Origin of the sequence: Thermoplasma sp. Kam2015 (assembly GCF_003205235.1) — an archaeon.
Classification (GTDB): domain Archaea; phylum Thermoplasmatota; class Thermoplasmata; order Thermoplasmatales; family Thermoplasmataceae; genus Thermoplasma.
The window spans coordinates 1-23189 of record NZ_QJSM01000044.1 but is presented as its reverse complement, the minus strand read 5'-3'; the positions used below and the strand labels follow the sequence as shown (position 1 = coordinate 23189).

Genomic DNA, 23189 nt, shown 5'->3' with positions numbered 1-23189 from the left:
GTATGGAAAGTGGAGAGATCCTGATCTCCGGTTCAAAAATCCTTTACAGCTATACTGCAAAGGCAGGGATCAAGAAGAACCTTGTGCTTATAGACATAAACGGGGAAGGCATCTGGAATGATATCAGGGCACCGGACAGGATAGTTCAGTGGAATGTAAATGTATACATGCCGGTATTTCCGGGAAATGAAGGTGAGAATTCAAAATATCACGGGAGCATTGATACCGCCTCGGAATTTTACTACGATTTTGTGCAGGCCATGAAATTGAAGAACGTTATGCTGATGGGCGAGGGCATAAACGCGGATGTTGCATTGAAATGTTCTATGAACCATCCAGAGAAATACAGCAATGTGATCGTGGTGGACGGTACCGGCTATGAGGGGTATGCAGAGGAACTGTATCGGGTTCAGAAGCCAGTTTTGCTGGTATGGGGTGGTGCAAGGGGATACCGCGAAACCATGATCGGCCAGTCCTATCATGACCTGATCGCAGGTTCTGTGTTCAAGGTTTTTGATGGAAGTAAGAGGCCATTGAAGGACAGCACAGACAGGTTCTTCTCCATGCTCCGAAACTATATTGCCATTGACTAGGTGTTCGCATGTTTATAGACATCGTGGAATCGAAGATATCCGTTGAAGATCTCATAGAACGGGTGAGGAATCCAAAAGCCGGCGCCATAGTGACATTTGAGGGGACTGTGCGTGAAGAATCGGACGGTATCAGGGTTGACGCGCTGTATTATGAGAGCTACCGTGAAATGGCGATAAGGGAAATAGAATCCATGGTGAATTACTGTGTTGAAAGATTTAACATAACCGATGCTGCAGTTGTTCACCGGATAGGCACCGTACAGATAACAGAGGACTCTGTGGTCATTGCGGTGTCGGCTCCGCACAGGGATCAGGCCTTCAGCGCCTGCAGGTATATCATAGACCAGATCAAGGAAAGAGCTCCAATCTGGAAGCGTGACATAATTCATGGCGCACCAGCAGATTGGCATTGAAACAGCTTTTTTCTAGTTCCGATTGAAATCTAAGTATAAAAATATATTATTATTTCCGAAGGGGAAGTAATATAAAATTATTAGATAATTGGGCTTCAGGATCAAAATGCTTATATCCCTGTTAATGATATAGTCCATACACGCTTACAATGCACCTTTTAATGCATTACATTAAAAGGGAAGATGTCGAATTTTGATGAGACTAGATGAGAGATGGCACAATGGATTGTGCTCTGCTAATCTGCCTAGAGGATGGCTTGGTTCGGGCGCCGAAGAAGGACGTGCCAAGCTGCGATAAGCCTTGGGGAGGCGCATGGAGCCTTAGATCCAAGGATCTCCGAATGGGACTTCCTGCCGTAAGGCACTCCGAAAGGAGAGGGAACCCGGGGAATTGAAACATCTTAGTACCCGGAGGAAAAGAAATCAATTGAGATACCGTTAGTAAAGGCGATCGAAAGCGGTAGAAGGCAAACCGAATAGCCCTTCGAAAGAAGGGAAAGATGTGGAGTTTGGTCTTCCTCTAACGCCTCCTGAAGCGAGATGAATCTTCTGGAAAGAAGAGCCTTAGAAGGTGATAGCCCTGTAATCGAAGCTTCAGAAGCCACAAGGGGAAGTAACCAGAGTACCATGCGTCGTTTTTCGCGTGGGAATATGGGTGGCACTAACATCCAACCTTAAATACGTCCCGAGTCCGATAGCGAACTAAGTACCGTGAGGGAAAGCTGAAAAGAAACCCGGAAGGGTGGTGAAAAGAGCCTGAAACTAGGCAGAGATAAACTTATAGGGCAGTAAAGAGGTGAAGTCGTTAACAACGATGGATCGCTGTTCTATTGTCCGTGTTGAAGAACGGGCCAGGGAGTTCTGACGAGTGGCAAGGTTAATCCTGAAAGGAGTAGCCGTAGCGAAAGCAACTACCCGCACAGCAATGGAGGGGTGGCGTGGTAAACGCGTTTAGTCACTCGTGAGAGACCCGAAGCCGGTCGATCTACACCTGAGTAGGTTGAAGCTCAGTGAAAGCTGGGTGGAGGACCGAACCTATTCTGATGTGCAAATCGTTTGGATGACTTGGGTGTAGGGGTTAAAGGCCAATCTAGGCCGGCAATAGCGGGTTCCCCCCGATACTACCCGCAGGTAGACCTCGACGGAGATTCTCGGCGAGGTAGAGCTACCGATTGGTTGGTAAGCAGTCGAAAGGCTGCGCCGACTTGTCAAACTCCGAACTTGTCGAGATCGTAGATGTCGGGTGCTAGGGGGCAGGGATAAGCTTTGCTTCCGTGATGGGAACAACCAAGACGAGGGTTAAGGTCCCTAAGTTCTAGTTAAGTGCACTAAATAGGTTTGTGGCCGAAGACAGTGGGGAGGTAGGCTCAGAAGCAGCCACCCTTTAAAGAGTGCGTAACAGCTCACTCACCGAGGTCACATGCCTAGAAGATGGAAGGGGCTAAAACTAGACACCGAGACCTTCGAGCACCGAAAGGTGATCTGGTAGGGGGGCGTGCCATGTGGGTAGAAGTCTCCCCGAGAGGAGGGATGGACCGCATGGTATCGCGGATCCTGGTGAAAGTAGCAGAGAAGAACCGTGAGAATCGGTTCCGCCGAAAGGGCTAAGGGTTCCTTGGCAATGTTCGTCAGCCGAGGGTTAGTCGATCCTAAGGTCATACCTAACAGGATATGACCGAAAGGGAAGCCGGTTAATATTCCGGCACACTGAACGTTCTGCCCTGTATGAAAAGGTTCAGGGTAGGGGCGGTACGGGTGCCAACGTATTTATGCTCATAAGCGGATGGAGAGTCGTAATGACGAGAAGTTCGCGAAAGAGCGTATGTTCCCGTTTGGGAATCGCCTCAATCCCCGGATCCCATGAAAATCATGCAGGGGTCATGTTCAGTATCGTACCAAGAACCGACACTGGTGCCCCTAGGTGAGAAGCCTAAGGCGTTTTGGGATAATGGACGCGAGGGAAATCGGCAAAATAGCTCCGTATCTTCGGTATAAGGAGTGCCTATTCCGTGAGGGAATAGGTCGCAGTGACGAAGGGACTCCGACTGTTTACCACAAACACAGATCGCTGCTAGTCCGTAAGGATGTGTATAGCGGTTGAAACCTGCCCAGTGCTGGTACCTGAAAGCCCCGTACAAGGGGAAGAAGGGCCAGTAAACGGCGGGGGTAACTATGACCCTCTTAAGGTAGCGTAATACCTAGCCGCTTAATTGGCGGCTTGCATGAAGGTTCAACGTGGGTCCCACTGTCCCCGCGTTCAGCCCAGTGAAATTGATGTACTGGTGCACAATCCAGTCTCTCCCACGTGAAAGCGAAGTCCCCGTGGAGCTTTACTGCAGCCTGTAGCTGTGGTGCGATCCTGACTGCGTAGCGTAGGAAGGAGCCGTCGAAGCTCTGGTTTTGGCCGGAGTGGAGGCGCCAATGAAACACTTCCCTCTCGGGATTGCGTCACTAACCTCTTCGGAGGGACAACTATTGGTGGGCAGTTTGGGTGGGGCGCCACGCCCCTAACAACGTAACAGGGGCCCCCAAAGGTCAGCTCAGGAGGGTCAGAAATCCTCCGTAGAGTGTAAAAGCAAAAGCTGGCTTGACTGTGTTGCAGACAACTAGCAACGCAGATGCGAAAGCAGGGTTTAGCGAACCACCCAGTTCCTCCTTAGTGGGGGCGGGTGATAAGAGAGAAGTTACCCCAGGGATAACTGAGTCGTCCTCGGCAAGAGTACACATCGACCCGAGGGTTTGCTACTTCGATGTCGTCTGTTCCTATCCTGGTGCTGCATAAGGTGCCAAGGGTGGGGCTGTTCGCCCATTAAAAGGGATCCTGAGATGGGTTCACTACGTCGCGAGACAGTAGGGTTGCTTCTCCGTGGGAGTGCTCGATGTCTGAGGGGAAGGGGCCTTTAGTACGAGAGGAACAAGGGCTCGTGACCTCTAGTTTACCGGTTGTCTGGCAAGGCATCGCCGGGTAGCCACGTCATACGCGGATAAGAGCTGAAAGCATCTAAGCTCGAAGCCGCCCCCGAAAATAGACATCGTCATCAGATCGCCTCTAGAAGAGAGGTTTGATAGAGCCGGGATGTAAGAATCGAGCTTCGGCGAGGTTTTAAGTCCACGGCTACTAAAGATCGAAGGCACAATCCATGCTAAATTCTCGTCTGGTCGAATTCATAAGCGTGTTTGATTTTTGTTTTTTATTGTTTTTATAGTTTTTTTGTGTTGGTCCTTAAATCTAAGATGATTAGCGATAGCTATGTAAATTTAAAAATTAAGTATAAAATAAATGAGTTTTCACTGTTTTATGTTCTCTATCTGTGCTTCTTTGAGTATTTGATCGACTATACTGTCGAATATCTCTTTTATCTTGTCGTTTATCTCGACGGCAGGTATCCCCTTATCTCCGTTATCAGCGATCTCTGGAATAAGCGGTATTTTTCCAAGGAACGGCAGATTGTATTCCTTTGCTGATCTCTCTCCGCCCCCGTTCTTGAATATATAGGTAACATTGCCGCAGTGCGGGCATACGAAACCGCTCATGTTTTCGATTATTCCAAGAACTGGCAGCTTTAACTGTTTTGCGAAGTTTATGGCCTTCCTTGCATCCAGAAGCGCGACATCCTGAGGCGTCACAACGATGACAACACCGTTGGATTCAGGGATGAGCTGCGCCACGCTGAGGGCAACATCGCCGGTTCCAGGAGGCATGTCCAGAACCACGATGTCCGTGTCCTTCCAGTTGACGTCCTCCAGAAACTGCTGTATGGCCTTGTGCATCAACGATCCGCGCCATATTATTGGGGTATCTTCAGTGGGGATCAGGAATCCCATTGATACCACGCGCACTCCATATCTCGTCTCAGCCGGTATTATACCCTCCTCATCTGCATAGAGCTTCAGATCAGAAACGCCCAGCAGCTTGGGGTCGTCTGGGCCGTTTATGTCTGCGTCTATCAGGCCGACCTTCAGCCCTCTCTTTGCCAGAGATACGGCCAGATTAACGGCCACGGTGGATTTTCCAACACCTCCCTTGCCGCTCATAACGGTTATTGTATACTTAACCTTGTACTTCGTCGATTTGCCTGGTGGCGCAATAACCGGAGCAGGCGGCGGTGTATTTGTCTTTATTGTTCCCTTTGCCATATTTCACAATTCTTACTTGATATATATACCTCTTCAACGGATCGGGCAGCAGATCATCAGCAACATGCAGGAAAGCAGAGGATAAAAAATTAAGATGGAATACACTGAAGCTGGTTTTACCAGCCTTACAAAAAATTTAAAAATTCAGAAGAGTCCGGTTATCTCTCCAGAGTCTGTTAAATCGATGTTCTCCGCAGCCGGATGCTTTGGAAGGCCAGGCATTGTCATGATCTCACCGAGTATTGGAACAACGAAGCCCGCACCGGAAGATATGTTCATGGACTGAACCTTCACGGTGAAGCCATGCGGATCGTTCAGCAGTGAGGCATCATCGCTGAATGAGTACTGCGTCTTGGCCATGCACACGTATGGATTCTCCATGATCTCCTCTGCCTTCTTCATATCGGTGAGGGCCTTCTTCTCAAAGATCACGCCGTCTGCTCCGTAAACGTATTTCGCTATCTTCTCTATCTTTGTGCGTATGTCGTCCTTCAAATCATAGGTGCGCTTTATCTCGTAGTCTCCGATGGATGCGAGCACCTTGTTGGCCAGATCGATGCCGCCTTCGCCTCCCTTTGCGAACACCTCCGATAGGGCCCACTTTATGCCGTTCGAATCCAGGATCTCGCCAAGAGTCCTTATTTCAGCATCAGTATCAGTAGGGAAGCGGTTTATGGCTACGACAGGATCGATTCCGAACCTCCTTATGTTCTGCACATGCCTGATCAGGTTCTTTGATCCGATCTTAACGGCATCGACGTCTTCGCCCTCCTTTTTGCTCCCACCATGGTGCTTTATTGCCCTTATGGTGGCAACAAGCACGACGGCATTTATCGGAAGGTTGCCGATCCTTGAGGCGAGGTTGAAGAACTTTTCAGCTCCCAGATCTGAACCGAAGCCGGCCTCCGTTATGACGTAATCGAACAGGTTCATTGCGATCTTGTCTGCAACCAGGCTTGACGTTCCATGAGCGATGTTTCCAAACGGCCCCGTGTGGACAAACGCTGGGACGCCCTCTGTGGTTTGCACAAGGTTCGGCTTCAGCGCATCCCTGAGAAGTGCCGCCATAGACCCCTCCGCCTTCAGATCGCCTGCGAATACAGGCTTGTTCTTGTTTGTGAAGCCGGCGAGTATCTTTGATAGCCTGTTCTTCAGATCCTGATAGTTGAGGGAAAGCCCGGTTATCGCCATGACCTCGCTTGCCGGCGTTATCACGAAGTTGTCGTTTGCCAGAACCCCCATATCCCTGGATCCGACGCCAACAAGGATATTGCGGAGTGATCTATCATTCATATCGATGGTCCTTGGAAACGTGATCCTCTTGGGATCCAGGGCCAGTTCATTTCCGTGGTACATGTGGTTGTTTATCATCGCTGACAGGAGGTTGTGCGCAGCCGTTATTGCAGGAAAGTCGCCGGTAAAGAAGAGATTGATGCGGTCGCTCGGCTCGACTTTGGACTTTCCGCCACCTGTTGCACCTCCCTTTATGCCGAAACACGGTCCCAGCGAAGGCTCCCTTATGGCTATTGCCACGTTCTTACCGAGCCTTTTGAAGGCCTGGCCAAGCCCTATGGTCGTTGTGGTCTTTCCCTCTCCGGCAGGTGTCGGCGTCATTGCGGTGACGAGTATGAGTTTTGCCTTTGGCCTGCCTCGTGACTGAAGGCTAAGATCCAACTTCGCCATGTACCTACCGTACAGCTCGTAGTCTTCCTTTCCAAGTCCAATCTCTTTAATTATCTCCTCTATATCCCTCATAGTTTCTCCTCCACCTTCTTCTTGATCCTCTCGAACGTCTCATCCGTATTCTCAAGGAACACGTTCATCTTCATCCTCTGATCCGCAGCGTATTCCTCGTCCTTAACCATCTTGAGGTTTATCTTCACGTTGTAGAGCGCGGCCTTTATCGCTGCCTGCAGAAATAGTGCTGCGGATCCAGCATCCGTCACGGCATTCTTGTTGCCGTGATCCGCAAGTGGTTCCACCAGTGTCAGCAGTTCATAGGACTTCTTCGCTATGTTCCATGGTACCTCTATGCCAGTTCTGAGGGCAGCCTGAAGCCTCTCGTCCCTCATCCTCTTCTGTTCCTCGGTTTCCTTCGGCATCTTCAGCGCTTCCATTATGGCATTGAACGCCTTCTCATCCTCATCGATCAGCGAGCGGAGCTCTTTCTCGATCTGCCTTTCCTTTTCCAGGATACCCTTCATCTCTTCATCGTACTGCGCATAGTTCTTCTTTCCTATGGTCAGCTGAGAAACCATTGATATAAGCGATGCGCCGACTATGGAGACAAAGGCACTTGCTGCACCACCACCGGGTGCGGGAGAGGGGCTGGCAAGTTTTTCAAGAAAATCTTCTATGCCCTCCATATCACTTTAAACGCTACAAAATTCTTAAATTTATGCATTCATAAATATAAAGATATGGTTGAACATATCAATTAAATGCCCTCGATCACCATATGATTCTATTCGCTATTCACTGGCCGATGATCATTGAAGGCATATGCCGCAGCTGTGGATCATGACTTCTCCATCTTGCGTTCGAGTATATTTCCCTCGTCGAATCCGTTGAGCTGCAGATAGAATTTCGCAACGTCTATCAGCGCCTGTTCTGGTACGAGCCCCACGATCTCGCTCTCAACAGGCATAACACCGTACCTAGCCGCTTCAAGCTTAACGAGCTCGAAGGCACGGTATATGGGTGTCTTCCTGTAGTTCGTAAGATTCATTGATATCTGCACCATGTTCTTATCCTTGAGGAAGAATGCCAGAGATTTGACGAAGGTGAGACCACCATCCCTGGCGCGAAGTGCAGAGGCGATCTTCTTACCTATCTCCATGTTTGCTGTGTTAAGGTTCACGTTGTACGCTATCAGGAAGTCCCTCGCACCGATTATGGATGCACCAGCCTTCCCGACAACAGAGGGCCCAAAATCTGGCTTCCACCTATCATCCTTTATGGCCTCCTTGAGCTGCTCATACTGAAAATTCTTGTTTCTTATCGCTGCAAGATCGTATCTTTCAGGCCTCTGCGCCGCCTCGGAATAAAGGTATACCGGTATGTTGAGCTCCTCGCCGACCCTTCTTCCCAGTTCCCTGGCCAGCTTCACGCAGGTCTCCATCTTCGTATCCTGGAGCGGAACAAATGGTATAACGTCCGCTGCACCGAACCTTGGATGTTCGCCGCGGTGTACATCCATGTCTATGATCTCTGCGGCGGTCTTTATGCCTGCAAAGGCTGCGTCAACTGCCTTTGACGAGTCGCACACGAACGTTATGACGGATCTGTTGTGGTTCGGATCCATCTCCACATCCAGCACCTTGACGGTATCCACAGACGCAATCGCATCCCTTATCTTGTCAACCTTCGTCCTGTCCCTTCCCTCACTGAAGTTTGGAACGCACTCCACAAGAGACATGGCTGGATCATGGCATTGTTATGAATAAACAATGCTATGCGCTGGTTTTCATTGTGATCAGTATTGTGATCAAACTAGTTACAAAAGATTAAACTATATCATATCACATCATATTAACGGAAAAAATATTCAAATGTAATGGGATAAGACAAAACCCACGGTGTTGAAATATGGTCAAAGAAGTAGTTAAGAGAGATGGAACGGTAGTGCCGTTCGAGAAGAACAAGATCACCATGGCTATCTACAAGGCCATGCTTTCGGTGAAGAACGGAACGATGAAGGATGCTGAACTGCTGGCCGATAAGGTAGTCGCAAGGCTTAAGGATAAGGACAGGCCAACGGTGGAGGAGATACAGGATATTGTTGAAGACGTCCTCATGACATCAAAGATAGAGGGGAGGACTTTCACCGATGTGGCGAAATCATACATACTGTACAGGGAGAAGAGGCGCGCCATAAGGGAAGAGAAGGAGCTCATGGGCGTCAAGGATGATCTCAAGCTGACACTCAACGCAGTCAAGGTGCTCGAGGCCAGATACCTGCTGAAGGACGAGGATGGAAAGATAATCGAAACGCCCAGGCAGATGTTCAGGCGCGTGGCATCGCACATCGGAATAATAGAGGCCCTTTACGATTACATAACGTTCAGAAAGACCGGAAAGCTTCCGGAGAAAGCCGAGATCATAGGCAAGGTATCGCCCACGCAGGAGGAGGTCCTCAGGAGAGCCTTCACATACATGAAGGATGACGGCATAATGGAGGGTACATTCGAGGAGTTCATGGACTTCATCCAGACGAAGGGCACCTCAGCGGGGCGCTACATAAGCAAGTTTGAGGAAGTGATGTCCTCACTCGATTTCGTGCCAAATTCGCCCACCCTGATGAATGCAGGAACAAAGCTGGGCCAGCTATCAGCATGTTTTGTGCTTCCAGTTGGAGACAGCATAGAGGACATATTCGAGACGCTGAAGAACACGGCGCTTATACACAAATCTGGGGGAGGCACTGGCTTCTCGTTCTCCAGGCTCAGGCCGAAGGATGATATAGTCGGTTCCACGAAGGGCGTGGCCTCCGGCCCAGTATCATTCATGAAGATATTCGACGTAACGACCGACGTGATAAAGCAGGGCGGTAAGAGGCGCGGCGCCAACATGGGTATACTGAACTACAACCACCCGGATATAATGGAATTCATACTGAGCAAGGATTCTGAAAACAAGGTGCTCAGTAACTTCAACATATCCGTTGGAGTGACCGATGAGTTCTTCGACAAGCTCGACAATGACGATTACGTAGATCTGATCAATCCAAGGACAAAGAAGATAATGAAGAGGATAAAGGCAAAGGAGATATGGGATGCTATAATCGATCAGGCCTGGAAGACGGCCGATCCAGGGCTCATATTCCTGGACGAGATCAACAGGAAGAACCCTGTGAAGAACGTTGGCGACATAGAGTCTACGAACCCATGCGGAGAGCAGCCGCTCCTCCCATACGAGTCCTGCAACCTCGGTTCCATAAACCTTGCCAAGTACGTGGTCGATGGCAAGAAGATAGATTTCGACAGGCTTCGTGATACGGTATGGACCGCAACCCGCTTCCTGGACGACGTCATAGATGCCAACAAGTTCCCGGTTGATCAGATAAAGAAGGTCACAAGGATGACCAGAAAGATCGGTCTCGGCGTCATGGGCTTTGCCGACATGCTCATAAAGCTGGAGATACCCTACAACAGCTGGGAGGCGCTGGAGATAGGCGAAAAGGTCATGAGCTTCATAAACGAGGAGAGCCACAAGGCATCGCAGGCCCTGGCTGAGGAGCGCGGGGTGTTCCCGGCTTGGTACGGATCTGAGTGGGAGAAGGAGGGCATCAAGATGAGAAACTCAACCACGACGACCATAGCCCCAACAGGCACCATATCAATAATCGCCGGATGCTCATCATCCATAGAGCCTATATTTGCCCTCGCCTTCGTGAGGCACGTGCTTAACGGCCAGGAGTTGCTTGAGGTCAACCCGCTCTTCGAGGAGAAGACACGCGAGCTTGGCATATACACGGAGGAGCTCATGAGGGAGGTAGCAGAGACCGGAAATCTGGAGAACGTAAAGATAAACGAGGATCTAAAGAAGATATTCGTGACCGCTCACGAGATAGATCCGCAGTGGCATGTGCTCATGCAGGCCACGTTCCAGAGGTACTGCGATTCTGGCGTATCGAAGACGATAAACATGAAGAGCGACGCCACAAGGGAGGACATAGCAAGGGCATACAGGATGGCCAAGGATCTCCACTGCAAGGGCATAACGGTCTACAGGGACAAGAGCAAATCAGTTCAGGTGCTCACAGCGGGTACGGCAGAGACTAAGAAGCCAGAGGAGAAGGAGGTCATAGAACTCGTGACAAAGATGCCGGACAAGTACCTTAAGCTGGATTCCACATTCGATCCGGCATGCCCCACGGGAAAATGCGATAAGTGATCTGGAAGATCCGGATCACAGAAGCCATATTTTATTTCGAAAGGATAATTTCTTCATCTTTCAAGGACGTAGAGGCTGCTTCCCCTATACTGATCAGCCGTTTCTATGCTCATATACGGCACATTTCTGTTGTCAAGGTAGCTCTTTACCTCTTTGATAGCCGTTTCCGGCGTGTTGTTCTCCTGGCTGAGGTGCGTGAGTATTATCCTGGTGCGATCCGTAGAGACCTTTGCTATGGCCTCGGCAGACTGCTCATTGGAGAGATGGCCGTGGTCGCTGAGTATCCTCCTCTTCAGAACCTCCGGATAGCTGCCTGTCCTGAGCATCTCAACATCGTGGTTTGACTCGAATGCGAGAATGTCTGAATCCTTCACGCCATCGATCACGCGATCCGTGACCTTGCCCAGATCGGATACAACTGATATCTTGCGATCATGCCAGTGCACAGAAAAACCCACTGGATCAGCAGCATCATGCGGTATTTCGAATGCCCTTATCTCAAAATTGCCAACAACGAGGGTTCCGTCCATCTCGTACGTCTTCTTCCTGAAGGAATGCGCTATGGCCGGTCTTGCATATATATCCATATCTACATATTTTGATGTTATGGGAACGCCGCCGATATGGTCGGAATGCTCATGGCTTATGAACAGCGATATTTCCCTGTTTTCCAGCGAGAGGGCCTTGAACGATTCCATGAACTTCCTCATCGTTATTCCAAGATCTATGACTATGAGATCACTGTCGTCCCAGATGAGAGTGCAGTTTCCCTTGCTTCCGCTGGCGATGTTCTTGAAGAAGAGCGAATGCCCGTCCATGTCGATCTTCTGTGGGGTCAATATTCTACCGGATCAAGATAGATCAAATGTGCGTATAAATTTTAGGTAGCTCTGGGACGACAAGCGATGACGAGCGGTGTTTCGATCCCATGAGGATGAAGGCGTTAGGTAAGCATGGCCTTTCAACGCACATCTCCGTATATGCGCCCCATATCCCTCCTGAACTCGCACTCCATCGCAAGATTTCTCAGAGTTCGGGAATACATGAGTGAACAGGGAAACCTCATTCTGAGGAACCTCAAACGGCGGGAGATGGGAGGCCTGCTTTCGCACTCATCATCCTCGAAGACGTAAAGCAGCATCTCGTAGATGGAGAGCTCCGATTCCATGAAGGCTTCGGCCGGCGTACCGCGCACCATATCATTGATCCTTTCGAGATCCGGCACGTACCTGTGGAGGAACGATTTTTCGAAGGCCACGAAGCTGCTGAAGCTCCGCAGATCCCTTGACGTGCTCCTGGGCATTATGCGATATATCGATTCAACGCTGCTGTCGCAGTATACTGGCCTTCCAGTGGATAGGGCCATCGCGAAATAGAATGTATCAACGGCCAGCGCTATCCGCCTAAGATCGCCAGCATGGTCGTCCAGGATGTCCCTTAAAATGCCCATGGAGCTGCTGTTGAACATGCAGTTCAGCCTGCGCATGCGATGGGCATCCGATCTGCCCGGGCGATCTATGCGCAGCGGCGCATCCATGTGGGGCTGGTATCCTGCCGCCACATGGCCATCCGCAGTAACCGGGAATATCGCATTCCTGTAAAATGCAATTCCGTCCATCGATATCACCTGCATAACGCGCGAAACCTTTGTCCTGTAAAATATGTCATCATCATCCAGAAACAGTACGAACTCTCCATGTGAAGCATGCAGGGCATCGTATACGCGTTCGCCGGATGACGAGGAATCGGTGGTCACATCCCTTATGCCGCGATCGGAGCACAGTTCGTCAACTCGCTGATCGTAGAAGTTCTTGGAAACAACGATCTCGAAGGAATCGGGATCCGCATCCTGGTTGATCAGGGAAAGCAGTGCATGCCTCAGAAATTCCCTCCTGTTGAATGCGGTGGCTATTACGCTGATCGTATGATGTCAACGCCTGTGAATAAAAAAATATAACGATCATAGGCGTATATCATATATTGAATACCGAGCGGGCGATGAGGTACAGGATGCTGGCGTATGCGATAGTGGGATCTGCACTGTGGGGTCTTTCTGGAACTGTGTCTTCCATACTGTTCGATCGCTACGGCATGCCCTTCTCTACCCTTGTGACCATACGCATGGTCTTCTCCGGGTTGATACTGCTGGCGATCTCCCGGGGCTTCGTAGGCATGCGCCATATATGGACGTTCCTCACGTTCGCAATACCGGGCCTCTTCGGTGTACAGATACTCTATCTGGCCACCATATCCTATTCCAATGCCCCTGTTGCGACCCTTCTCCAGTTCCTGTTCTTCCCCATGGTTGCCGTCTACGATTACGCCATGTCGAGGGGCATATCCCTTCCTTACCTTGTATTTTCGCTCATCCTCTCTGTAATGGGAATATACGAGCTGACAACAGGCTTTCCAACAGGAGGTGAATCTGTGCGCATAGGCACACTTACAACCGCCCTCGGTCTTGCCACGGCAGCCGCCGCAGCGCTGTATACGGTGACCTCGTCGAAGGTGGTGAAGGAGTACGGCGGCATTAAAACGGTATCGTCCGGCATGTTGATCGGCGGCATCGTTTCCGTACCGTTTGGATCATACTCCGGATACCTGTACTTCTATCACATACCGCATGGCGATGTGCTTCCGGTCATAGGGCTCACGCTTTTCGTCATAATTTTCGGCACGGCGCTTGCCTTCTATCTCTACATCGGAAGCATGAGGTACATCAGCCCTGTTGAGGCCGCAGTATCGGGCACGCTTGAACCAGTGGCTGCAGCCCTATCATCGTACATGCTGCTTGGGATAGGCCTCAGCGCCATGCAGTACTTCGGAGGCCTGCTGATATTGCTGGCCATACTCGTCATAGTCATGGCAAAGAACCGAAGATACTGAGATATATCTATGATCGATTTTTTAAGTGGCGATCCGCAGCGAAATATATCGGTGCAGGGTAAGATTAAAATAAGGCAGGGGGATGCCAGACCTCAATTCACAGGACTGAATTATGAAGAACGGCACCCTGATAGCCATAAGATCGTTTATCGTTTCAGCCGGTGCAACGGCCGCCAGCAGCTTCATAGGAGTATTCGGTGTATTCATAGGTGCAACGGCTGTGGAGATGGGCTGGCTGCAGTCCACAGCAAACGCAATATCAAACGGTGGCCAGATACTGTGGGGGCGCCTCAGCGACAGGTTCGGGAGGAGAAAGCCATTTCTGATCTCAGGCAGCGTTGTCCTGGCCGTCCTGTGGTATATGCTGAGCTACATAAGGACCCCGCTTGGCCTCATCATGGTGTACGCCGCCATATCGCTCTTCGGATCCTTGATCACCGTGAACTGGTTCTCGCTCATAGCTGATCAGATAAACAGCACTGTGCGCGGTAGATTCCTTTCAATAGTCAACGTGCTGAGTTCCATAGGCACGATAGCTTCGCTTATAGCCATGGTCTTCCTTTTCAGAGGAAGCGTGACACGGGACATCTTCATACCGTTCTCCGCTGCGGCCGGATCATACATCATATCTGCGGTGCTTATGGCATTCCTGAACGAATCAAGCGCAGCGAGGAAATTCTCCGGCAACCTGATGATCACACTGAAGAACCTGAGGCGCGAAAACAGGCTCTTCTACAGGTATTTCATGGCCATGAACGTGCAGGGCCTCTTCTGGTCCATGGCATGGCCGATGTTCCCCATGACCATAGTTCTTGTTATGAAATTCGATCTATCGCAGGTTGCCCTGCTCACCATAGCCTCGCTCTTCACTTCGGTTGTGGTGCAGTATCTGCTCGGTAGGATAACTGACAGGGTTAGCAGGCCCCCGCTGATATTCGGAAACAGGGTCATGCTCAGCGCAATACCGCTGTTCTACGCCTTCTTCTCCAATTTCAGGGAGTTCGTAGCAATGGAGATATACAGCGGCATACTCGGATCAATACAGAATGTGGTCATGAACTCCTATCTTCTTGACATAGTGCCAGATGGACACAGGGCGGAGTACATATCCATCATGAACGGCTTCAACGGCCTGGTGTACCTCATCGGAGCGCTGTCCGGCGGCTACATACTCGCGTTCATGGAGGCGCTGTTTCCAATAAGAACTGCGCTGATATACTCCTACATGATCGTGTTCGCGGGCAGGTTCATCTCGGCGTTTCTCTTCATAGGCCTCAGAGAGCCGGATCAGAAGGGACGAGCTCCGCTGGGCCTGTATTCATTCCTCCTGCGTTCTAAGCAGCCCGGGAGCCCGTCCGGCGGCACAATGCGAGCACGTTGAGCGGATCCGGAAGCTTCGTTACGTTCTCTACTTCCTCATCCTTTCAGATATGGCCATGGCGATCAGCATCAGGAAGACGAAGTCCTCGGATCTCATAGTCTTGAGAAGATCCATGATGCCTGTCTTCCTCTCCTTTGCCCCCTTCCTGGCCTCTTCGATTATGTCCGGAAGGGACGCTACCACATCTGCTAGCGGTTCAAGTTCGCCGTCGTCCAACCTTGATAAGGGCTCTATGACCTTTGCCAGCTTCCTGGCTGCAGTTATCAGATCGTATAATTCCATCTTTGTCGTGTAGTTGAATATCACGTTGAAATTCTCGACGAGGTAGGAAAGCGTTTCAGTAAGGCCGCTTTCCTGCATGCTCTTCAGGAGTTCTATCGTTGGCATGAGATCCTGTATCGTTTCCGCAATCTTCTTCATATCATCATCAGACATCGCAATCACCTGCTCCCGTATATCGACGATAGGAAGTTTACCTCATAAAGGTCATGGGCAAAGCGAAACAGCGGATCGTTGCCTATCATCCTGCATTCCGGAAACTTGGTACTCGGATCCGCCATCTTTTTGGACAGGTCGCAGTACGAGAATATGCCTGATCCGCCTGTAGCTATTATGCACACAGCCACCTTGTTGTAATCTATGAATGGATAACCTGCGATCTCCTCGGCTATGGCAGATGAGGCGGTATCAGCCTGGAAATGGGCTAGAACGCCGGCCATGCCTATCTGTATCGTGGGTGCGATGACATCGCCTATGGCGAAGATCTCGCTGTACTTTGGATTCCTGAAGTCCCTAAGGTTAGTGGCAGCCCAGCCACTCTGCGAACGGAGATCGTCGTTGTTCTTTATGAAATCCGGCGGCAGGTGCGGAGGCGCGACTATGGCAAGATCGAACTTGAAGCCCTCGCCCTTGCTCAGCACGGCCTCCTCCTTCTCAGCATCCACGGATGACACCATCTGGCCATATATGCCGTGAATGTTCCTCTCCTCTAGGATGGCGGAGAAAGGATTAGATAGCCCAGGCCCGTACATCTCCATGGGCTTCGAGACTGGATGTGCAACGGTTATATCCACCTTATCCCTCATCCCCTTTCTCTTGAAGTAATCGTCCAAAAGTAGTGCCATCTCCCAGGGAACGGGTGGGCATTTGTACCACTGTGTCGACACGCTTATGAGTATTTTTCCACCCTTGAACTCCCTTATGCTGTCCCTGAGCCGGATGGAATCTTCCATGGTCCAGACGCTGTGCGTTGCCTCATGACCCTTGAGGGCAGCGTTTTCGATCTTCGGCCCGGGCGACATTATGAGGTAGTCGTACTGGTAGCTGCCCTTTGTCGTCTTGACAACCCTGTTGGCTGCATCAACCTCGACGACCTCATCCTTAACAGTCTTTATCCGATCGGTGTTCAGGGACGACATGTCCCTGAATATATCATTCGTGCGTTTTTCTCCAAGTGCAAGGAAAACGTATGAGGGTTGGAAATCAGTTCTTCCGATCTTATCGATCAGCGTGATCTTGACGTCTTCGTCCTTAAGCGCATGCCTCAGCTGGCTCAGCGAAATGCCGCCGCCGGCCCCTGCGCCAATTATCACTATGTTCTTAGTCATACACAGCATAATCCATTTTTACCTTATAATGATTATTTTATCATATTCATGAAAAATTTAGCGCATGAAAGCTTCCACATGATTGCATTAACGCTATCTCACTCAAAGGATACGGACGTATCCTTGGCTGCCATGACCTTCTTCTGGTAGGCGTCAAGTATGGACTTGAGCGTGACGATGCCTTTAAACTCGCCGTTGTCCACTATTGGGCACCAGGTCGTCTTATTCCTCATCATGACCTCCCACGCCTCCTCGGCGTTGTTGGACGACCTGAGGTACGTTATGCCCCTCCTTATGTAATCCTTAACGGTGCCGCTGGTTATCTCCGCTATGTCGAAGAGGTACACCGCGCCGATGAGGCGTTTATAGACTACGACTGGAACAGCTGATATGCTATTTTCATCCATTATTCTCTTCGCCTCTTCGACGTCTGTATCGTCCGTTATGCTTATGTCGCCGCACGTAACCTCGTCAAGCTTGATGTCAAGAAGCACTGGTGTGTTGAACTCTCCAAAATGCGCTGGGGAGCTCCTCCTATCCTCCACCTGGTTGTGGTATATCGTGTATTTTCCTGAGACCAGGTAGGATATGAAGACGGCGATCATGGCTGCGGGGAGGAGCTGGAGGCTGCCCGTCATCTCCACGATCATCAGTATAACGGAAAGCGGTACTTTGCCAGCTGCTCCGAAGAATGATATCATGCCAACGATGACGAAGGGCGTTATTATGGGCACAAGCGTTGGGGTCGCATAGTGGAAGGCGATCCCTGTGACTGCGCCGAGCGAGGCGCCTATGAATATGCCCGGGGCATAGACACCTCCGCTTCCGCCAGAGCCCACGGTGAAGGATGTGGCGAACACCTTGATGAAGGGCAGGGCTATTAGCAGCAGTATGATCGGAATGCCGAAAGTGGGAAAATACTGGAACTTCTGGAACATGAGCAGATCCACCCAGCCGTATCCAGTGGACATGACCTCTGGAAATACGAGCGCTATGAGTCCTGTGACTGCTCCTCCTATGACTGGCTTGAAGTAGTTGCTTATGCGCATTTTCTTGAAAAGAGAAACAGTGAAGTAGAAGAAGCGGACATAGAATATGGCGAATAGTCCAGATATCACGCCCAATATGGCGTAATATGGTATTCTTGCCACGTCAAAGGATCCGGTGTAGTATCCGAAGATGGGTTCAAAGCCGACGACAGATGCGAAGATGGAATAGCCTATGGCATTCGCGACCAGCGATGGGTATATGGCCTGCGTCTCAAGATCCCTCTTGTAAAGTATCTCGGCGCCGAGCATCGTCCCCCCTATGGGCGTCTTGAATATCGTCCCTATGCCGGAACCGATGCCCACGGCCACCGCAATTCGCCTGTCCGTATCGCTCAGGCCTAAGAGATCCGCGATCATGGATCCGAGGCCAGCAGCGATCTGCGCCGTTGGGCCCTCCCTGCCTGCGCTTCCGCCTGAACCGATCGTTATGGCCGAGGCGATCGTCTTCACTAGCGGTATCCTGCGCCTTATCTTACCCTGATCGTTGTGGAAGGCCCTTATCGCAGCATCTGTACCGTGCCCCTCCGCCTCAGGTGCGAATGTGTAGACGATCAAGCCGGAGAAGAGCCCGCCAAGGGCAATTGAGACCGGTATAAGGTAGAAGTAGCGGACGTGATAGAGGAAGACAAGGGAACCGCCCTCTCCAAGCGGCCTTGGTACCGATACGCCAACGAACCTCGCCAGGAATAGATATTCGAACAAACGTATGGCAAAGTAGAAAGCAAGTGCACCCAGGCCGGATATTATCCCTATGATTATGCCCATGATAAACCATTTTTCAAAATAGGGGAGGGAGGAGAGGTGGAATTTTTTCCACATATCTTCGATATGTGAATAAAAATATTAATGATTTGCATACGAAGGAAATCTATGACAAAAATCGCCGTATACAGGTAAGGAAGGAAAAATATCATCGAGGGCGTTCGAACGTTTTGATGAACTCGAATATTTTATCCCAATTACAATACTTCACATGATCATTTTGTACCTCAACACATTCTTTCTGAAAGCCACCGTGTGCTACCATTATCCTTTTATTAGGTTTGCATGGACCGCATTGATAATCGCTTGCTTTTCTTCTAATGTCTGATATCTCCTGCTCTAGAATGTAATAATTTTCGAGTGATACCTTTTTATATATTTCTTTCGTAATTTTATCAATCAAATTAATGTCGCAGCAATCCCCGCAGTTGAATTCGCGCATTCTATTTAAAAAAGCGTCTGCGATAACCGCCTGCTCGATTGCTACGGGATCGTAATGGATATCATGGAACACCGATCCGAGATCGATGCTGGAGCTCTCTATCCACCCATTCAACATCCATTGAACATCAATCTTTGATATAGAGGACAGTTTAGCAGCTGCAAGCGGGAAAGGATTGAGGAGGGTGGAGATGAGGGGATATACTTCATTGGAGTACACCATATTGAAATGCCTCGATAAATCAGAGAACTTCTCGCCTTTAGTACGGATAGCTCTTTCCACATTCTTTCCTTCTACGCATATATGGGAGACCTCCCTCTCATACATCACGTTTATGGCCACGTTATTTACAAGTGGGGTTGCCGGATCTGAATTATAGACCTTGAACCATATTTTTTCGTTATTCCCAGATATCAGGGCCGCATACATCAGGGTCATCACCGCCTGAAAGGTCAGCGTAGGCAAGAAGTTTATACCATGCGTTATGTCAAGGCCGATCTGCGAAGCGCTTCTGAGATCCTCTTTGATCCGGATATAGGATGAGAGCAGGGCAATCGATAGATAATCTTTGACATCACCATTGAACTGCATCCTGCCGCCGGGCTTGCCCTTGGCAGGAAGCACTATTACCTCTGCATCCTCTATGCCAAGGCAGGCCAACATTTTCTTAGTCCGCTCCTCTATCGAAGAGATCACATCGCTATAGCTGCCTGAGTAGATGAAATCTTTGAAGGATTGGGAATAACAAGTCCCACATTGAGACGAGTTCGATACTCCATTAAAATCTGCGATACTGTCGAGAACGAAGAGTATGACTCTATCATATTTCTTTGAAAGGAGCTTTAGCGTTGTACAAGCATGAACGCTCATCTCATCGTATGTGTATGTTATGTCCTTCCATTGCGCTGGCATGCCCCAAGTGGAGAAGAGTATCTTCTTTTCTTCCATACTTGTAAAATATATCATTATTTATAAGATTTTGTAGATACTTTGTTTTTCTAAAAATGCAGGATAAAAAATAGGCCCCCATCTGATAGGTTTCGCGTATGGATGATCGGATAGGTGTATTATCAAACATACCACATAATATACTGGATTTCTTGATCGATATTCGTTGAACGTATCAAAAGAAAAGCGGAACAGTCATGGACATGGAAATCATCCACTAAAAAGGATGATTCGTTCTGTCAGCTTCCTCTCGTTAAAGCTTAGGGCCAGCCTTCAGCGGATAGGTATCTGCCTTTGCATCAAGACGATCCCGATGCAGCGGCATCCACGCACGTGAATTCAGATTTCAGCGTTTTCACTCAAGTACCAAGACGTTTGGATATCGTTTAGAAACTGCGGAATAAAATGTAAAGAAATTTACAAGCATTTCAAGTATTAGAAGACTAGGTATGAAATAGAGTACGACAGCCCTTAAGCGGCAAACGTCAGGATAAACGACAAATTTGATTTAATACGTTATTTGGTATCGAAGGGATCCTATTGGTTCTTGAAAGTATCCATCATAACAATACGATGTTACCGAGGGCTGTGATCTCTATCTGCAGCCTTCCCCTAGAATACCTATTAACCTCAACAAGCCCGAGTTCAACGAGTCCTCGGGAATCCTCCGATCCGTTAATATGCTCGCTCAATAATGTCTTATCGATACCGGTAAGATCCGAAAGGGACTCGAGACTGCTGACCTTTCCGCCAGCTTTTGCTAGGTCGCGAAGGATGGCGATCTTTGTCTCAGAGAGTATCCCATTGTATCCCAATTTTAACATGGGAAACCTTTTGATTTCACCATCATATATATAAAACATCTGGATTCCAAATGAAACCTGCAGATATTGGTGTGCATGCCAGTAGTTTCGAAGCGGCTGAAACGTTCATGTGGACATTGGCGAAGGCGCCTTCGTTGTTCCTTATGACATTCCTTACCGCAGTAAATACATCATTCAGGTCCTGGGATTTGATCTTCGTCTCCTCTACGTCTATCCCTAGCGTATCAGATAATTGCTTTGTGAATACGCTAAAAGGTATTTGATCTGATCCTGCGGATAAATAACGAGTCTCTTCATGCAGTATAACGATCTTATCCACCGGCAATTGCCTTATGCCAGCTCTAATGCCGTCATAGGATTTACCATCAGAATAGGCGACTATCTGAAGGGTCATGGCCGAATCTTTATGTTCCGTCCTCCCCATGCTGAACAAAGAACACCATTCGCTATTTATCTTCATCGATATGATAAGGGTCTAGGGTTAAGAAGTCTTTCCCGTCAACCGTTGAAGTCAAGGAGACAGGATTGAAGACAAGCAAAGTGACCATTTCTGGTCGTGGATCCAATCCCTACCCACGGATTCATTTTAGAATGTCCCATCGTTTCCATTCAGCCGTTATCCGCAAACGGTTAAGTATACACCGTCCATGATTATTTGGCAGTAATGTCCTAATACGTATGCGATCGGTGTGGAATGGGATTCGAAAGCAAGGAAGAACTGATGGATCATGCAAAGATGCATATGGGCGACGAGCAGGCATCATCGAGTGAAAAATACCTCTGCAAGGAGTGCAACATTAGTTTTGATACGCAGCAGGAATTTGAGCAGCACATCAAACAGCACCATATGCATTAAAAGGGAGTCCTTTTTTAAATAAATTTATTTTTTGCATCTTAGGATATGTGGCATGTCCATAATTCCTTCTATCCACCGGTATTCACTTCGGATTCATTTATGGATACGTCGTAGCGGATCTTGCACTATCCATCGGCCGGCAATCGGAATCCCGTCAACCTCTTCTGCGACTCCGATGCCAAGGCATACGGTAAATGTGATGACAGGACGGAAATTATCGAAGAAATGGGATAAACGCATCACGCATGCTCCCGATCGGTCCTTGCGAATGACTGCGTCATATTCTGAACGCCTTTGCGGACCCCCATGGCTTAAGCACCACCGTTCTGCTGGAGAACCTGCCACCATACCTTTTCCATGCCCTGAAGTCCCAGTTTGATGCCCAGAATATAATGTATCTGGTGCCTGGGCACCTATTCAGATGATTCCTTGCATCATCCATCCTCCTCCTGAACCTTCTCTCGAGATCACAACCCCATGGATATAACGCTATAATCCTCGGTTCAACAAGGACTAGAAGCGTATCGCTACACTCGCCTTTTATTCCGTAATACCCTGGAACCACGTTCACATCGGATCGGATCAAACGGGAAGCGATAGGCCAGAACGGCCAGTGGCGAAATGGAAAATCGATCCAAAGCCTTACCCATTTACCTTCGTCGATCTCGCCTGTTTCACCATTCTCCACCTCAGATAGGATGCGATCGATCTCTCTTTCTTCGGCGTCTAAAGCCAGTACGATATCCCTGATCTTCTCCGGAAGATTGGAAAAATCGTCATCGAACATACCATCCGTTCCATACTATATTCATTTAAAAATTTTCCCAAGAAAAATGTTGGATCATAATTTGCTTCATTCCTTTCCAGGAAAACACCCATCCCTGTACCATGTGGTCATATTCTACCATCCCTTCATAGGACTTTGCTCATATGTGTGGCATAGCTTTGTTCCTTGCCTTGGGATATATTAGACAGAATAATATCACATAGGTAGCGTCCTTATGATATCCCGTACCGTTGATCTACGTTCGATCGATGTGCAGAGAGCTAGGAATGGTCGTTGAAGGTCAATGGTCTTGAATCCTCGATCCTTTTATCAAGATATCGATTCCTTTTTACGGTCTGAACCGCATAGTGGCGGGCAGCGAAAAGATCCATAAAAACATTACCCATATTTATGCGCGTGAGAGCTATAAAATTAAAGAGTTTTTCATAATTTTTTAATGGCTAGTAGTTGATATATGTATATAATTTCGCTACATAATTTATTTATATAAGAAAATGTCGGTAAGGGTATTTAAACAAAGTCAAAAAATGAGGCTTACCGAAATTTTCAATTCTTTCGTTGGTAGATATGGTATTATACCATATTAATATTGTATCTTATATACATTAT

Annotated in this window: 19 protein-coding genes, 1 rRNA gene and 1 pseudogene; 8 read left to right on the top strand and 13 right to left on the bottom strand. The window is 48.9% G+C overall.

The features are described 5' to 3' along the window. Positions 1 to 2: 2 nt before the first annotated feature. From DMB44_RS08730 to DMB44_RS08720, 3 genes are all read left to right on the top strand, one after another. Positions 3 to 593: an alpha/beta fold hydrolase gene (locus DMB44_RS08730; protein WP_110642815.1), complete on the top strand. Its 591-nt coding sequence runs from the start codon at positions 3 to 5 to the stop codon at positions 591 to 593. Between the two features lie 8 nt (positions 594 to 601). Next, positions 602 to 1006: a molybdenum cofactor biosynthesis protein MoaE gene (locus tag DMB44_RS08725; RefSeq protein ID WP_110642813.1), complete on the top strand. Its 405-nt coding sequence runs from the start codon at positions 602 to 604 to the stop codon at positions 1004 to 1006. 222 nt (positions 1007 to 1228) lie between these two features. Continuing rightward, positions 1229 to 4147, top strand: a 23S ribosomal RNA gene (locus tag DMB44_RS08720). A gap of 147 nt (positions 4148 to 4294) precedes the next feature. On the opposite strand, the gene DMB44_RS08715 is transcribed toward DMB44_RS08720, so the two are convergent. From DMB44_RS08715 to ftcD, 4 genes are all read right to left on the bottom strand, one after another. Next, entirely contained in the window at positions 4295 to 5143 is an 849-nt protein-coding gene (locus tag DMB44_RS08715) for an Mrp/NBP35 family ATP-binding protein (RefSeq protein WP_110642811.1), read from the bottom strand. Between the two features lie 144 nt (positions 5144 to 5287). Beyond that, entirely contained in the window at positions 5288 to 6898 is a 1611-nt protein-coding gene (locus DMB44_RS08710; RefSeq protein WP_110642809.1) for a formate--tetrahydrofolate ligase, read from the bottom strand. Next, positions 6895 to 7509, bottom strand: coding sequence for a cyclodeaminase/cyclohydrolase family protein (locus DMB44_RS08705; protein ID WP_110642807.1), 615 nt, complete (start codon positions 7507 to 7509; stop codon positions 6895 to 6897). The genes DMB44_RS08710 and DMB44_RS08705 overlap by 4 nt, the downstream gene beginning before the upstream one ends. 152 nt (positions 7510 to 7661) lie before the next feature. After that, on the bottom strand, positions 7662 to 8561 hold the full coding sequence (gene ftcD, locus DMB44_RS08700) for a glutamate formimidoyltransferase (protein WP_110642805.1): 900 nt from the start codon (positions 8559 to 8561) through the stop codon (positions 7662 to 7664). Between the two features lie 170 nt (positions 8562 to 8731). Between ftcD and DMB44_RS08695 the strand changes: the two genes are divergently transcribed. Continuing rightward, complete coding sequence (locus tag DMB44_RS08695; protein WP_110642803.1) at positions 8732 to 11038, top strand: adenosylcobalamin-dependent ribonucleoside-diphosphate reductase; 2307 nt, start codon at positions 8732 to 8734, stop codon at positions 11036 to 11038. 53 nt (positions 11039 to 11091) lie between these two features. Here the strand turns inward: DMB44_RS08695 and DMB44_RS08690 are convergent, their stop codons facing one another. Both DMB44_RS08690 and DMB44_RS08685 read right to left on the bottom strand, forming a co-directional pair. Continuing rightward, positions 11092 to 11877 carry an MBL fold metallo-hydrolase gene (locus tag DMB44_RS08690; RefSeq protein ID WP_110642801.1) on the bottom strand — a complete coding sequence of 262 codons (786 nt, stop codon included), beginning with the start codon at positions 11875 to 11877 and terminating at the stop codon, positions 11092 to 11094. Between the two features lie 122 nt (positions 11878 to 11999). Further along, complete coding sequence (locus DMB44_RS08685; protein ID WP_255414324.1) at positions 12000 to 12950, bottom strand: glycosyltransferase family A protein; 951 nt, start codon at positions 12948 to 12950, stop codon at positions 12000 to 12002. 68 nt (positions 12951 to 13018) lie between these two features. On the opposite strand from DMB44_RS08685, the gene DMB44_RS08680 reads away from it, so the two are divergent. Then, positions 13019 to 13924, top strand: a complete 906-nt coding sequence (locus DMB44_RS08680; RefSeq protein ID WP_153280210.1) for a DMT family transporter — start codon at positions 13019 to 13021, stop codon at positions 13922 to 13924. A 112-nt stretch (positions 13925 to 14036) separates the two neighbouring features. Continuing rightward, positions 14037 to 15305 carry an MFS transporter gene (locus DMB44_RS08675; protein WP_110642796.1) on the top strand — a complete coding sequence of 423 codons (1269 nt, stop codon included), beginning with the start codon at positions 14037 to 14039 and terminating at the stop codon, positions 15303 to 15305. 27 nt (positions 15306 to 15332) lie between these two features. Here DMB44_RS08675 and DMB44_RS08670 read toward each other — a convergent pair whose 3' ends face one another. From DMB44_RS08670 to DMB44_RS08645, 6 genes are all read right to left on the bottom strand, one after another. Then, positions 15333 to 15740 (bottom strand): hypothetical protein, encoded by a 408-nt coding sequence (locus tag DMB44_RS08670; protein ID WP_110642793.1) that lies wholly within the window; start codon positions 15738 to 15740, stop codon positions 15333 to 15335. A 5-nt stretch (positions 15741 to 15745) separates the two neighbouring features. Beyond that, entirely contained in the window at positions 15746 to 16912 is a 1167-nt protein-coding gene (locus DMB44_RS08665; protein WP_110642791.1) for an NAD(P)/FAD-dependent oxidoreductase, read from the bottom strand. 98 nt (positions 16913 to 17010) lie between these two features. Further along, positions 17011 to 18780, bottom strand: a complete 1770-nt coding sequence (locus tag DMB44_RS08660) for a chloride channel protein (RefSeq protein ID WP_110642790.1) — start codon at positions 18778 to 18780, stop codon at positions 17011 to 17013. Between the two features lie 91 nt (positions 18781 to 18871). Further along, a complete protein-coding gene (gene csx1, locus DMB44_RS08655; RefSeq protein WP_161952125.1) occupies positions 18872 to 20113 on the bottom strand; it encodes a CRISPR-associated CARF protein Csx1 in 1242 nt (413 codons plus the stop codon). Between the two features lie 560 nt (positions 20114 to 20673). Continuing rightward, complete coding sequence (locus tag DMB44_RS08650; protein WP_153280209.1) at positions 20674 to 20937, bottom strand: hypothetical protein; 264 nt, start codon at positions 20935 to 20937, stop codon at positions 20674 to 20676. A 22-nt stretch (positions 20938 to 20959) separates the two neighbouring features. Next, positions 20960 to 21361 (bottom strand): DUF6293 family protein, encoded by a 402-nt coding sequence (locus DMB44_RS08645; protein WP_110642784.1) that lies wholly within the window; start codon positions 21359 to 21361, stop codon positions 20960 to 20962. Positions 21362 to 21616: 255 nt separating this feature from the next. Between DMB44_RS08645 and DMB44_RS09780 the strand changes: the two are divergent. Next, a pseudogene (locus DMB44_RS09780) lies at positions 21617 to 21673 on the top strand (hypothetical protein); the annotation flags it as partial. Next, positions 21659 to 21793, top strand: coding sequence for a hypothetical protein (locus DMB44_RS08640; protein WP_369907632.1), 135 nt, complete (start codon positions 21659 to 21661; stop codon positions 21791 to 21793). The pseudogene DMB44_RS09780 and the gene DMB44_RS08640, both read left to right, overlap by 15 nt. Positions 21794 to 22070: 277 nt before the next feature. Here the strand turns inward: DMB44_RS08640 and DMB44_RS08635 are convergent, their stop codons facing one another. Beyond that, on the bottom strand, positions 22071 to 22580 hold the full coding sequence (locus DMB44_RS08635; RefSeq protein ID WP_110642780.1) for a hypothetical protein: 510 nt from the start codon (positions 22578 to 22580) through the stop codon (positions 22071 to 22073). Positions 22581 to 23189: the final 609 nt, after the last annotated feature.

Coding starts and splice junctions, on each gene's coding strand:
- csx1 (WP_161952125.1), bottom strand. CDS start 20,113: ATGGAAGAAAAGAAGATACTCTTCTCCACTTGGGGCATGCCAGCGCAA.
- DMB44_RS08705 (WP_110642807.1), bottom strand. CDS start 7,509: ATGGAGGGCATAGAAGATTTTCTTGAAAAACTTGCCAGCCCCTCTCCC.
- DMB44_RS08730 (WP_110642815.1), top strand. CDS start 3: ATGGAAAGTGGAGAGATCCTGATCTCCGGTTCAAAAATCCTTTACAGC.
- DMB44_RS08695 (WP_110642803.1), top strand. CDS start 8,732: ATGGTCAAAGAAGTAGTTAAGAGAGATGGAACGGTAGTGCCGTTCGAG.
- DMB44_RS08640 (WP_369907632.1), top strand. CDS start 21,659: ATGGATCATGCAAAGATGCATATGGGCGACGAGCAGGCATCATCGAGT.
- DMB44_RS08635 (WP_110642780.1), bottom strand. CDS start 22,580: ATGTTCGATGACGATTTTTCCAATCTTCCGGAGAAGATCAGGGATATC.
- DMB44_RS08725 (WP_110642813.1), top strand. CDS start 602: ATGTTTATAGACATCGTGGAATCGAAGATATCCGTTGAAGATCTCATA.
- DMB44_RS08660 (WP_110642790.1), bottom strand. CDS start 18,780: ATGTGGAAAAAATTCCACCTCTCCTCCCTCCCCTATTTTGAAAAATGG.
- DMB44_RS08645 (WP_110642784.1), bottom strand. CDS start 21,361: ATGGGGAGGACGGAACATAAAGATTCGGCCATGACCCTTCAGATAGTC.
- DMB44_RS08670 (WP_110642793.1), bottom strand. CDS start 15,740: ATGTCTGATGATGATATGAAGAAGATTGCGGAAACGATACAGGATCTC.
- DMB44_RS08710 (WP_110642809.1), bottom strand. CDS start 6,898: ATGAGGGATATAGAGGAGATAATTAAAGAGATTGGACTTGGAAAGGAA.
- DMB44_RS08715 (WP_110642811.1), bottom strand. CDS start 5,143: ATGGCAAAGGGAACAATAAAGACAAATACACCGCCGCCTGCTCCGGTT.
- DMB44_RS08675 (WP_110642796.1), top strand. CDS start 14,037: ATGAAGAACGGCACCCTGATAGCCATAAGATCGTTTATCGTTTCAGCC.
- ftcD (WP_110642805.1), bottom strand. CDS start 8,561: ATGTCTCTTGTGGAGTGCGTTCCAAACTTCAGTGAGGGAAGGGACAGG.
- DMB44_RS08650 (WP_153280209.1), bottom strand. CDS start 20,937: ATGTTAAAATTGGGATACAATGGGATACTCTCTGAGACAAAGATCGCC.
- DMB44_RS08665 (WP_110642791.1), bottom strand. CDS start 16,912: ATGACTAAGAACATAGTGATAATTGGCGCAGGGGCCGGCGGCGGCATT.